The sequence below is a fragment of the Palleronia sp. genome (assembly GCF_042089775.1).
In the GTDB taxonomy this organism is placed as follows: Bacteria; Pseudomonadota; Alphaproteobacteria; order Rhodobacterales; family Rhodobacteraceae; genus Palleronia.
Genome location: NZ_JBELKF010000094.1, coordinates 1 through 11,976, shown reverse-complemented (window position 1 = coordinate 11,976; position 11,976 = coordinate 1). Strand labels below are relative to the sequence as shown.

At 60.7% G+C, this 11,976-nt stretch carries 10 protein-coding genes; 6 read left to right on the top strand and 4 right to left on the bottom strand.

Translation table 11 applies throughout. The features are described from left to right. Positions 1 to 151: 151 nt before the first annotated feature. A complete protein-coding gene (locus ACFDS3_RS16725) occupies positions 152 to 481 on the top strand; it encodes a hypothetical protein (protein WP_375263494.1) in 330 nt (109 codons plus the stop codon). Positions 482 to 580: 99 nt separating this feature from the next. After that, positions 581 to 1,153: a hypothetical protein gene (locus ACFDS3_RS16720; RefSeq protein ID WP_375263493.1), complete on the top strand. Its 573-nt coding sequence runs from the start codon at positions 581 to 583 to the stop codon at positions 1,151 to 1,153. 367 nt (positions 1,154 to 1,520) lie between these two features. Here the strand turns inward: ACFDS3_RS16720 and ACFDS3_RS16715 are convergent, their stop codons facing one another. Together ACFDS3_RS16715 and ACFDS3_RS16710 are read right to left on the bottom strand one after the other, a co-directional pair. Further along, entirely contained in the window at positions 1,521 to 2,102 is a 582-nt protein-coding gene (locus ACFDS3_RS16715; protein ID WP_375263492.1) for a hypothetical protein, read from the bottom strand. Continuing rightward, complete coding sequence (locus ACFDS3_RS16710; protein WP_375263491.1) at positions 2,095 to 2,814, bottom strand: hypothetical protein; 720 nt, start codon at positions 2,812 to 2,814, stop codon at positions 2,095 to 2,097. The genes ACFDS3_RS16715 and ACFDS3_RS16710 overlap by 8 nt, the downstream gene beginning before the upstream one ends. A gap of 612 nt (positions 2,815 to 3,426) precedes the next feature. Here ACFDS3_RS16710 and ACFDS3_RS16705 point away from each other — a divergent pair. Genes ACFDS3_RS16705 through ACFDS3_RS16695 form a run of 3 tightly spaced genes read left to right on the top strand, consistent with a single transcriptional unit; the run spans position 3,427 to position 8,354 of the window. After that, positions 3,427 to 3,984: a helix-turn-helix domain-containing protein gene (locus tag ACFDS3_RS16705; protein WP_375263490.1), complete on the top strand. Its 558-nt coding sequence runs from the start codon at positions 3,427 to 3,429 to the stop codon at positions 3,982 to 3,984. Positions 3,985 to 4,009: 25 nt separating this feature from the next. Next, positions 4,010 to 6,259 (top strand): relaxase/mobilization nuclease domain-containing protein, encoded by a 2,250-nt coding sequence (locus ACFDS3_RS16700; protein ID WP_375263489.1) that lies wholly within the window; start codon positions 4,010 to 4,012, stop codon positions 6,257 to 6,259. A 4-nt stretch (positions 6,260 to 6,263) separates the two neighbouring features. Then, positions 6,264 to 8,354 (top strand): type IV secretory system conjugative DNA transfer family protein, encoded by a 2,091-nt coding sequence (locus ACFDS3_RS16695; protein ID WP_375263488.1) that lies wholly within the window; start codon positions 6,264 to 6,266, stop codon positions 8,352 to 8,354. A gap of 463 nt (positions 8,355 to 8,817) precedes the next feature. Here ACFDS3_RS16695 and ACFDS3_RS16690 read toward each other — a convergent pair whose 3' ends face one another. Together ACFDS3_RS16690 and ACFDS3_RS16685 are read right to left on the bottom strand one after the other, a co-directional pair. After that, on the bottom strand, positions 8,818 to 10,026 hold the full coding sequence (locus ACFDS3_RS16690; protein WP_375263487.1) for an IS91 family transposase: 1,209 nt from the start codon (positions 10,024 to 10,026) through the stop codon (positions 8,818 to 8,820). Positions 10,027 to 10,032: 6 nt separating this feature from the next. Beyond that, positions 10,033 to 10,947 carry a tyrosine-type recombinase/integrase gene (locus tag ACFDS3_RS16685; RefSeq protein ID WP_375263486.1) on the bottom strand — a complete coding sequence of 305 codons (915 nt, stop codon included), beginning with the start codon at positions 10,945 to 10,947 and terminating at the stop codon, positions 10,033 to 10,035. Positions 10,948 to 11,093: 146 nt separating this feature from the next. Between ACFDS3_RS16685 and ACFDS3_RS16680 the strand changes: the two genes are divergently transcribed. Then, on the top strand, positions 11,094 to 11,976 hold an 883-nt coding region (locus tag ACFDS3_RS16680; RefSeq protein ID WP_375263485.1), incomplete at its 3' end, for an IS256 family transposase.

Sequence of the window (11,976 nt, the reverse complement as noted above, 5' to 3'; positions counted from 1 at the left end):
CGGTGGTTGAGGATCAGTGCGAACGGGAGGCAGCGTGATGATCTATTCTGTCTGCCTCGTGTCCGTCGATCCCCACCGCCACGTTAGCCATACCGAGAGCGCCCGATCCGCACAGATCACGGCGCGTCTTCTGGCAGAGCGGTTTCCCGGAATGTCCTTCAGCTACGAACCCGGGCCTGATCTTGTGCACGGCGACTGCCATCCCTCGATACGCGACAGCGCCTTGTCGGTAGAGGTCCAAAGGCTGGTGGCGGCCGAGTTGGTCATTGAAGCGGCGACCAACCCAAAGAGCTTGCCGAAATGGTGTGCCTTCCAGCATAGCAATGGAGGCGTGGTTGCACATCCTGACCATGATCGGCGGGCCGTCGAAATCTGCCGCCGGGACTGCGATGTGGTGCAAGAGCGGGCGATCTATGCGGTCTATCCAACGCCCGACGAGTTGCTCGAACGCTTCCGAAACGATGCTGACATGATCGCATAACTTGGGGCGAGAAATCGCCTCAAAACCCTATTTTTATGGCTTTTTATCGCCTCTGATGATAGGATCGGGGCAATGCCAGGTACGACGGAAAGGCTGACCATGAACGCTTTCACGAGCATCAAATCCGCGTGGAAGTCCGCGCAGCTTCTCATCGCATTTCACCAGAACAGGGATGGTCGAAAGCGCAACGATCCCCGCCTCTGGAGCCCAAAGAACGGCGTGGCTGGTGTCACCGACGACCCCAAGGCGAAGGAAGCCTTCGTGGTCGTGCGCGGTGAAGGCGACGCCGGAGACGTGCAGATAAAGGTTCATCCCGACAGGATCATCGTGCGTCGAGACCCTGATGCGATCGGATGGTCGGGCATCCAGGTCGACCACTACGGGGTGAAGGTCCTCGTCGGCGACGTCTGGATCACGGTGCAGGCCGATGGGTCCGTCAAACGTGAGCCGGAGGGCCATCACGGAGACACGAGTTGGCTGGAAGCGGACGGGGGGTTCCTGCGTCTGACGCCGGAAATGGAGATCAGTGTCTCAGGGGATGGTGAAAAGATGACCCGCCGCACGCCCGACGGGTTTGCGGCCGTCATGGGCCCTGACGCGTGGAGTGGCGAGCGCGCAGCTCCGGATGCTCCCCTCGCCTATGAGGTGATGCCGCGTCTCACCAAGGACTGACTCCCCCCCCGCCCTTCTAAATGAGGCCCCGCCCGTGGCGGGGCTTTTCTCGTTTGGCCATGCGAGCTGCTTTGGCCGGATCGTGAAAACGCATGGACCTGCCTCACGCCCTCCCTTCCGTCGACTTGTAGTCGAAAGCCCCGCAATGGTCGGACGATCGCCCAGCCCCCCGCCAAGTCCGTCAGCAGTTCGGCCTCACAACGCTGGAGGCCCCATGACCGTAACCGCTGTTCTGCTTTTCACCGATGTCCTGATCGCCGCGATCGCCCAAAAAGGGCGACGCTGAGCATCCGGACTCCTGCCCTGCGGCCGCGCGTTCGTCGCAGAGCCGACCTTGTGCTTAGTCAGGCTAGACATTCGGTCCAGGTCACTTGTTCAACTTGTCTGCAAGTTGATCCAGCGCCGCCCTGAACGCTGCCATGTAGATGTGCCGCAAGCAGTCTGCGGTCGAGTACGCCTCAAGGGGATCGTGGGTCGCCCGAAACTCTTCAAGCACGCCAGTATCGACTTGCAGCCACTTTCTCTGCGTAGGTTCCATCATGTCCGGCGCGGGCAACGGTGACGGCATAGCCTTCACGTCGACGTCGCTCATTGCCTGTGTTGCCTTCGGAAGCAGCCAGGTCAGAGCATATTCTTCTGTGAAGCCGCCGCGGTCGCAGAGGTCCCTGACGCGCGTTGACAAGGTTCTAGGGATCCCTGCTTTGAGGTAGGATCGCGCAAACTCACCTGTTTTCGGCTGTTTAACAGCCTGCCCTTTGGGCTTCACCTTGGGCTCCGGTCGAGCCGGTTTTTCGGCTTCCACACCGGCTTCCATTGGGCTCTTGTCTGCTTCGGGGGCGACGTTCTCAGCCGCGGCCGAAGTTGCCGCGGTGCCGCGCACGGTGAGTTTCTTGAAGATGGGGCTGTCCGGCTCGTCAATATCTTCGATCGAAAATCGCTTCTTACTCATCTGCATCGGCCTCCTCAAAGAGTTCGTTGATAACGCCAAGCCCATCTTCGAGGACTTTCAGAACGCTTTTGGAGTGCACGGCGCTAAGGCCCTTGCCCGAAGCGGCGCGCTTGTAGCGCGTCAAAAGTGGTCCCTCAGCGTCCCATGTTTCGACTACTGAATGGTTAGAGATACCGGCTTTTGCGCAGTACGGGTGGTCGCTTAGCTTGTCATAAACTGCCCAATGCGCCTTGGTCATTTGGCGAGGCAGGTTGTTCCGCACGATCTTGACGACCGGCCGACGATCATCAGGCAACGTGTCCACGTATTCCCCGATCGCTTTGGCCGTCGCGAGCGTGGTGCGGACTGACGCCGTTCCGAGGCTCGTCGGTATCACCACGAAATCGCTGTTGCTGATCATGGTGAGTGTCGAGATGTCACCGACACCCGGCGTGTCTACAAAGACCAGACCGTCGAAATCTTTGTCCAACAGATCATTCAAGGCGTCGATGATCTCTTGGACGGTCGTGACGCGATACCCTTGGCAGTTGTCTGTCCAGTTGCCGGCCTCAATAGCGGCCTCCATCCACTCCATCAGATTGGCGGTAGGATCGCCATCGAAGAAGACGACCTGCCGCTTCGATGCGAGGGCCGCGCTAATCAGGATTTGCGCGACCGTCGTTTTCCCAGGTCCGCCCTTGGCGTTCACCATTGAGATCACATCGAACGCCATGTCTGCCCCTCATATCAGTAGCGCTTGCTCGACTGGTTGAACAAGCGCGGTCCATGCAACCTATCGAATATTACCGATTATCGCACTCATCGCGCTGAACCTACCGTGCGATATGTCCGGTTGCGGGTGCTATTCAACAACGGGTGCTGTGCGATGGGTTCGACCTAGCCGACAAGTGGCACAGTCGCAACAGTCGGTTAAGTGGCACTGATCCGACTGTCTAACTTGACCGTCGGTCGAACGTAACCGACCGTCGGGATGAGCCGGATGTTGCGTCATCGGCGGGGGCCGCTAATGAAAATCGCGCCGGAGGGGCTCGTTCGGGCGCCAGCGGCCTCTCCACAACCGGCCGCGCGTTTGTCGCGCTGTACGGCCGACTCTGGCGCTCTCAAGGGGTATCGAGGGCCGCCAGGGGCAAACCGCTTTTCAATACCACGCCCTCCGACCTCCGGTCTGCGGGCCGAAATTGCCAGACACTAGACGCACCGAGTTGCCCCGCCCCTTTTTTCTCCGCTGGCCGCGGAGAACGTTGCTAAAGAGGGGCCCTCTGTCTAGTGTCCGAGTTGCAGGATATGTGTGCTGTATACCAAAATTGCATTTTGGAGCCGTGTGTTGACCAACTCGACCCGACGGGATCGCATAAAGACCCTGCTCTCGCAGGGCGTTTCGGCCGCGAAGATCGCGGAGGAGGTCGGCTGCGCGCCTTCGACGGTTCATCGCATTCGCAATGGTCAGGGATCGAGAAAGGGGAACCGGGCCGCGTATATGACGGTAACTGCAAAGGTCACCCAGGGGGAGTGCGAGGCGCTGGATGGTCTCGTGATGCGGGGCGTTGCGCCTTCGCGGTCAGCCCTGATCCGCGACCTGGTGCGTCGAAGCGGCGGCTACTACGAGCCCTCCCCGGAAGAAGAGGCTTTACTCGCGGGAGCAAGCCAGCACCTTTCGAGGCTAGGCGGCAACTTCAACCAGATCGCCCGCGCATTGTCCGCATCCGTTCGGAAGACTGGCAGAGCTGACCCTACCGCCGCACAGATCGAGGAACTACGGCGAGCCAACGACGAAGTGCAGCGGATCCGCGGTGTCATCGGCGCGATGCTCCACAACGCGCAGGTCAAATCGGACCGGCTGCGCGAGACCGTGAGCGCCGTTGAAGGCGACTTCGATGAGTAGGGGCCATTCCTCCATTGATCGCGTGATGGGCCGCTTGTTCGATGACGAGCGGAAGCGGAACGGCAGCAGCGCCGTAGGCCGCAAAGGGCGGTCAGGCAGTTCTTCGACCAGGCGCGCCAGCGGTCGGCATCACTCGTCGAGCCGTATGAGCCGGGTCGGCGCGAAGCACGGGCACGCTGTTTTCAAGTTGATAAAGCAGGGCGGTACGACAAGTCGGGGCGGCTTGCGCGGCCAGCTCAACTACATTCTCCGGGACGACAAAGCGGCGAGGGTGATCGACCCGAGCGGACGGATCGGGCCGCAGGAGATTGCAACCAATCAGCAGTTGAACAGCCTGACGTTGGAGTGGTCCCAGGACTGGTGGAACGGCACGAGGAACGGCCAGACTTCGCACATGATCTTAAGCTACCCGCGCGGCACCTCCATCGAGGATGTGACGGAGATCACCAAGGGAGTCTGCGCCGAAATGTTCGAGAGCGGAGACGCCCGGTTCAAGTATATCGCGGCCATCCATGACGATGTCGATAGCCACCCCCACGCGCACATCGTCGTCAACCGGCGTGCCGACAACAACGAGCTCTTCCAGATGCGCAGCGGCTCGGAGCATAGCTACGAAGGCTTCCGCGAAGCGATGGCCGCACATGCCGAGCGGAGAGGCATCTATCTTGATCCCACTTCGCGGTTTGAGCGTGGCGTTCTTCAGCGCCAGCCGTCCTACGAAGAGCAGCGGGTCGCTCAGCGCGAGGGCCGGGCGCCGGTGCAGCGCGAACGTACCGGGCAGGACCTGCAATATGCCAAGGAGCAGGTCTCTTTTTCCAGAATCGGCTATGAAGCTATGGCTGTCATCGCCGCCAACGCGGACTGTCCGAGGCTGGAACGAGCCTATGCGGATATGGCGAGCCTAATCGAAACCTACGCAGGAGACTACAAGATGCCGGCACTTAGCGAAGAAGAGAACGCCCGTTTCGACGAGTATTCCACGGTCCTGAACGAAAGCATCCGGCGCACCGAGACCATGCTGGAGAGCAAGGATCCAGCCGCGCGGGTTCCGGCAGAACTTCGCATGAGCGAGATCATGGCCGATTTCACCCAGCTCAACCCAAATGCCTCTTACGCCCGCGCGCTTCACCAGCCTGCACAGAGCAATTCGATCTATCAGCACAAGCCCGGTGAGAACGCGGCCGAGCTGCGCGGACCGGAGGCCCAGGCCACCATCCAGCGCGTAGCGAACGAGTACGGGTTGGACGCGGAGGCCGTCACCAGCCGACTCGAGAACCCAGCCACAAGCCAGTACCTCGAACAACGCTGGTTGATGGACGATGCCAAGCGGCTCGCAGAGCGCGACGGCATGGATCATACCAACCCGGCCGACATGGCGACTATTCGTGACGAGCTGACCAACGCGCACCAGATCATGCGCGAAGAACTGGTAGCGTCCGGCGTCCTGCGGACTGTCCCCCACCTTGACGACGAATATCACTACGAGCCGCCGCGCCCGGACACTTACAGCTATGTTGCCGACCGGCAGGCGGTGGACGTGCAAGACATCATCCAGCACTACAAAGAGGGCGGTGCGCCGGATCAGTGGATTGCCGAGAACAGTGCGACCATCGTCAATGACGTCACCGAGCGTTACAACGCAGACCACCAGCAATTCTTGCACGACCACGCCGAAGCAGCCAATCTCATGCAGACGGCCATCGGACGTGACGACGAAGGCCAAATGGTCATCGCCGATCGCGGGGCCGCCGAGCAGATCGAGGCGTACATCCAGGACCGCAACCTTGCGTCCGAGGATCGAGCAACGATGCTGAACGCGATTGGTGCAGACTTCACCGAACGGTATCCGACGATGCCGCATCACGTCGCGGACGACATGAGCCGGCACTACGCTGATCTCTATGCAACGATGCAAGACGAGCGGGAGCGCCCGACAGCGTTTGGGGTAGATGCGTCCTTCGACCGTTGGGCCGAGAGGAGCGGCGACAACTACGAACTTGCAGCCGACGCGCATGACCATCAAGAGATCGTTCGCCTTGTTCAGGAGAACACGACGGACGCGCAGTACGAGCGGTTCCGCAATGGCGACTTGAACGCCATCGAGCACATTACGACCGACCCGGTTTTTGCGCGGCAGCTCGTGTCTGAAGTCGCCAACCACGAACGGGCCAACGGCTCTGACTTTGACAGGGACGCCGAACAGGCGATCAAGGATCACCAGCAGTACCTGACCGAGCACTTCGGTCTAGACCGTGACCGCGAGCATGAGAGGTAAGACGATGCCGAGACAACTTTCAGCCGGGGCTTTCTTCGGCCTCGGCGGCCTGATCATCGCCTACATCTTCGCAACGCTCTGGGTCAATTACCAACTGCCTTGGAGCGTGGGGTATCTGGACTTTCCGAAAACGCTCATCGACCTCCGAGGGTCGAACGACAACCTGTTTACCCAGCTTTGGCTCATCTTTCTGCTTCTGGGCTTGGCTGGGTTCGCTCTGGGCGCCCACTCCGCCAGTGAAAAACTGACCAACGAAGGCACTTCTTCTTGGCAGACACGTCGCCAGATGAAGCGTGGCAAATTCTTGGGGACACCCGGCAAGGGCTTCGTGCTGGCCAAGACGACCAAGCCAGGTCGCAGGGGCGAGTATGTCACCACCCAAGTCAACGGCTATACCAACTGTCTTGTCGTCGCACCGACCGGAGCTGGTAAGGGCGTCGGGTTCGTCTACCCGAACCTTCTCACCTTCGAAGGCTCGACGATCGTTCTCGACGTCAAAGGAGAGAACTACGCGACCACAGCGCGCCGGCGCGCAAAGATGGGGAACAAGGTCTTCAAGTTTGCGCCGGTGCAGTTCGGGGAGAACTCTCACCGCTACAACCCGCTCGAGCGCATCGGCAAGTTGGAGTCGTATTCCCAGATCAGCTACGAGTTGCGCAAGATCGCTACGCTCTTCCTACAGGCCGATGGGGCAGGTGAGTGGCTGAAGGGGGCGATCCAGTTGTTCACAGTCGCCGGTTGCGTTGCCCACGAGCAGAACGACTTCACCTTGGGCGGCATCTACAAGGTCTTGTCATCCGGCAACGGCAACATCCAGAAGCACGTCGCCGACCTCGCACGTACAGCCAAGCACCCGGCACTCGCGCGTGAACTAAGCGCACTGGCCAAACTCGAAACCAAAACTCTCTCGTCATACATGTCGGTGATGAACAACGCCGGCTTCGACCTTTGGTCAAACCCGCACATCTGCGCCATGACGGCCGCGAGCGACTTCTCCTTTTCCAATCTGCGCCGTGAGAAAACGTCGATCTACTTCGTGGTGAGCGAAGGCGACCTCGAACCTATGGCTGGCCTGGTGCGGCTGTTCTTCAACGAACTTGTTTCAACAATGCAGGCCGCCCAACCGGGCAAAGACGAACCGCACGAGTTCATGATCATTCTGGACGAGTTCCACCTTCTCGGGAAAATGTCGAAGGTCGCGAATGCCATGACCCTTATCCGCGGCTACGGCGGTCGCATCGCGATCATCACACAGACCATCCCGAAGCTCGACGCGATCTACGACAAGGAAGAGCGACACTCGATCCAAGGTGGTGCGGGCCTGAAGCTCTACATGACGCCATCGGAAGAGATCACCATCGACGATCTTTCCAACGCATGTGGCACCACGACAAAGCGAACGATCACGAAATCCCGGCGCAGCGGCCTTGGCGAGAAGACGACGATCACGGAGAAGACGGAAGAACGGCCCCTGCTGACGCCCAACGACGCTCGGCAGTTGCCCGACGACGTTGCCATCATCATCGCGAAGGGGCGGCAGCCGCTCTATGTGAAAGCGATCAAGCACTACGAGGATCCGACCTTCACCAAGATCTTGGCCCAAGACACGGCAGCCGACTGGAACGAGATCAACGAACCATTGGAGAAGGCGCGGCGTCTGCGGAACGAACAGCAGATCGAGGCCCTGTTGAATGCCCAGGAGCGGCGTCTGATCCCGGAAACCGACGAACGCCCGATCGAGAAGAACAAGAACGGGCAGACGATCATCCGGCAGCAGGACGATGAACCGGCTACCGCAAAGGTCATCGCCGATATTCAGCCGGCAGAGCCAGCGCCCGCCGCCGCGCAGGATACCCGAACAACCGACGATCTGGCCAAGCTGAAAAGCGCCGTCGAAGCCAGCTTCGATCTCAATGACGACGTGCAGGCGTTGCCGGCAGCTAAAGAAGCACGGAAGCAAGAGACAAATCGAGCGGCTGCGGCACCAGGGCAACCGATCGTCAAACGCGCTCGGTCCAAGAAGGCGGCGAGGCAACCGCTACAGCTAGAGTTCGACGTGAATGAACCATCTTCGAACGACATGGCAGCAGAATAAGGAAGGGGTGTCAGACGTCAGGCAAAACTGACCTTTCCGCCATATCGCTGACCCAGATTGCCATGTGTGCGTGAGAAAGCGGTCGTTCGCACATGGTGCAGCGAAGGACCGCTTCGATGCAGGTTTCTCGGACGCCACGCGCGACGTTTGAGTAACGGACGGCTTCGCCTGGCGTCCGAGAAGCGCTCAAGCGGGAAATCGCGGGGTTGGGATTGGGCGGACCGACCGGGTCTATGGGGATTTGAACCGCTTGATCGCCTTGGTTCCTGCCGGGAAGGTAGGGGCGACTTTACGCTTGCAGGCAGACTCAGCGTGGGTTTTGCGAGCTTTGATCAACATGCGTTATATCCCGCAGACATCGACACCTTTCGCGCTACCACCATCTGGGTTGCGCGCATGTCAGTCTGGTCGCAAGCGGTTTCGCGAGCGGTTGAGATTGAGATTCCGGTCTTTGGCGCGCGTGTCATGCAGCGGCCCTCGCTGTTCCTGGCGGTGCTCTTGGGTGTTGTTCCGGGGCGATTGTCTCGACGATGATCAACTGTCCGCCGCAACATGGGCATGGAAATGCGAGGACGCGGCGGTGCGCATCGCTTCCTTCGATCGTGTCATCGCGAGCCTTACCACGAACGGGTGTTTCGGCCCCGAGAAGCTCCCTGATCCTGGCGATATTGGCGGCACGGTTGGCATTTCCGAAGAAGCCGTAGTGGCGGATGCGGTGCTGGCCCTTTGGCAGGACATGGATCAGGAACCGGCGGATGAACTCGTCGGTCCTGAGGGTCATGGTCTTGTGCCGGCCGGGGCCGTTGAGGCGGTAATCCTTGACGCGGAAGGTGATGCCTTGGTCGTCCATGCGGATCAGGCGGCTGTTGGAGATCGCGACACGGTGGGTGTATCGCGACAGATATGCCAGCACGGCCCTGGGGCCGGCGAAAGGCTCTTTGGCATACACGACCCAGTCGATCCTGCGCAGCGGTTGCAGGAAAGCGTCGAAGGCCGCACGATCAACAAGCCTTGCATGGTCGGCGAAGAAGTGCAGCTTGCCGACTTTGTGCAGACGGGCCAGCCCGTCCAGGATGAGGCGGCGGTAGAGGCAGGACAGAACCCGGACGGAAAGGAAGAAATTCCTGCGGCAGGCGATCCACCCGGTGCCGTCCGCAGACAGGCCGCCTCCCGGCACGATCATGTGGACATGCGGATGGTGCGTCATCGCCGAGCCCCAAGTGTGAAGCACGGATGTGACGCCGACGCGCGCGCCAAGGTGTTTGGGATCGGCGGCGATCTTGATCACCGTGTCCGCGCTCGCCCGCATCAGCAAATTGTAGAGCTCCCGCTTGTTCTGATGGGCGATGTCGGCGATCGGCTTTGGCAACGTGAAGACCAGATGGAAATATCGCACGGGCAGCAGTTCGGCCTCACGTGCCGCCAGCCAAGCCTTTGCCGCACCCGCCTGGCATTTGGGGCAGTGCCTGTTGCGGCAGGAGTTGTAGGAGATGTGTTCATGCGCGCAGTCTTCGCACCGCGCGACATGACCGCCGAGCACCGCCGTGCGGCAGCGCACGATGGCGCTTACAACCTTCAACTGATCGAGGCTGACATGGTCTGCATTGGCCGCCCGCCAGGCAGCGCCATGGGTGCGGAAGACATCCGCAACCTCCAGCCGTGACTGTGGCAAGGCGGCTTACGACGCGCCTTTCCTATCCTTCTTGCGCTTCGCCGAGGTCAGATCGTCCAGCGGGCTCTCGACCGCCGAGATCATGCCGGTGGCGACACTGGCATAGCGCGCCGTCGTGGTCAGTTTGGTATGCCCGAGCAGCGCCTGTATGACCCGGATGTCCACACCGCGCTCCAGAAGATGGGTCGCAAAGGAATGGCGCAACGTATGCAGCGTGACCGGCTTGGTGATGCCTGCCGCCCGCGCTGCTTGTTTGAACAGCCGTGAAATCTGACGGGGAGATAGGTGCTTGCCGCAATAGCCGGGGAAAATGACCCTCTCAGGCCCGGCCCCGTTTGTGTCCTGACTGGTGGGACGTTCCGCCCACCAGTCCCGCAGCAGGCCCAGAATGTCAGCGGGCAGCATCACATTCCGATCCTTGCGACCCTTGGATTGCACGATGCGGATGATCTTCTGTTCCCCGTCAATGTCGCCGACCCGCAGCCGGACAACCTCGCCCGCACGCATGCCGCAGCCATAGGCCAGCGACAGCATCACCCGCGTCTTCAGGCTCGGTGCCATGAGCAGGATGCGTTTGACCTCGTCGCGGCTCAGCACCAGCGGTATTTTTACCGGCTCCCTGAGACTGAAAACCTCCGCCACAAGATCATGCCGCCGAAGCGTCACGCGGAACAGAAATTTGACGCCAGTCATGGTCTGGTTGCGCGTGCAGATGCTGGTGCCCGTTTCGACAAGATGCTGCTGAAAGTCTCTCACATCATCCGGCGTCGCCGTCTCCGGTGACCGCCCGAGCCAGGCCGCAAACCGCTTGCAGGCGCGCAGGTGGCTGGTCTGGGATGCAGGGCCAAGAGTGCGCGCAGTCATGTCCGCAATCATGCGCGCGCGAAGCGGCGCCATCGGTGTGGAATGCTGAACATTCATGGGAAAAATCCTCTGCTAATCGAGGCAAAATCACCTCGATCAACAGCACACGAGAAACGCGCGAAAGTTGGTGATGCCCTGAGGGGCGGCATATCAAGGCGGTGTTCAGACGCCGTCAATTCTCAGCCGAGAAAGGGATATGCCACATGTCAGAGACTACCGTTACCCAGCTTCCCGATCCATCGGGTTTTTCATCCGACCCGTTCACCGACGTCATACGCGACGGCGCGCGCAAGTTGATCGAACAGGCGATCCACGCCGAGCTTGCCACGCTCATGGCCGCCTTTTCCGGGAAAAAGCTTGATGACGGGCGAGCGCGCCTGGTCCGTCATGGTCACCTGCCGGAGCGCGAGGTAATGACGGGCATTGGTCCGGTGCCCGTGAAGGTGCCGCGCGTGCGGGATCGGGGCGCGGCCGAAGACAAGATCACGTTCACGCCCAGCATCCTGCCGCGCTATCTGCGCAAAGCGAAATCCGTCGAGGAACTGCTGCCGTGGCTTTACCTCAAGGGCGTGTCCACGGGCGATTTCAGCGAGGCGCTGGAGGCCCTGCTGGGCCCGACTGCCAAGGGCCTGTCTGCCAAGACCGTCACGCGGCTGAAGGCAGACTGGTGGAAGGACTACGAGGCTTGGCAGAAGCGCGACCTCGGCAACCGGCGCTTTCTCTACATCTGGGCAGATGGCGTCTACTTCAAACCACGGATGGCTGAGGAAAAACAATGTGTTCTGGTGGTTGTGGGTGCCGATGAGTATGGCCGCAAGGAGCTGTTGGCCATGACCGACGGCTTCCGCGAGAGCACCCAAAGCTGGCGCGAGCTGCTGCTGGATCTCAAGCGCCGGGGCCTGAAGCAGGACCCCAAGCTGGCCACAGGCGACGGTGCTCTGGGGTTCTGGACCGCGCTGCGCGAGGTGTTCGCGACGACGCGGGAACAGCGCTGCTGGGTCCACAAGACCATGAACGTGCTGAACGCGATTCCGAAATCCGTGCAAGCCAAGGCCAAAGGCCATCTGCACGACATCTGGCAGGCCG

Bases quoted from the DNA above. Each gene is read 5' to 3' on its own strand.
- ACFDS3_RS16725 (WP_375263494.1), top strand. From the start codon at position 152: ATGTCCTTCAGCTACGAACCCGGGCCTGATCTTGTGCACGGCGACTGC.
- ACFDS3_RS16720 (WP_375263493.1), top strand. From the start codon at position 581: ATGAACGCTTTCACGAGCATCAAATCCGCGTGGAAGTCCGCGCAGCTT.
- ACFDS3_RS16715 (WP_375263492.1), bottom strand. From the start codon at position 2,102: ATGAGTAAGAAGCGATTTTCGATCGAAGATATTGACGAGCCGGACAGC.
- ACFDS3_RS16710 (WP_375263491.1), bottom strand. From the start codon at position 2,814: ATGGCGTTCGATGTGATCTCAATGGTGAACGCCAAGGGCGGACCTGGG.
- ACFDS3_RS16700 (WP_375263489.1), top strand. From the start codon at position 4,010: ATGGGCCGCTTGTTCGATGACGAGCGGAAGCGGAACGGCAGCAGCGCC.
- ACFDS3_RS16695 (WP_375263488.1), top strand. From the start codon at position 6,264: ATGCCGAGACAACTTTCAGCCGGGGCTTTCTTCGGCCTCGGCGGCCTG.
- ACFDS3_RS16685 (WP_375263486.1), bottom strand. From the start codon at position 10,947: ATGAATGTTCAGCATTCCACACCGATGGCGCCGCTTCGCGCGCGCATG.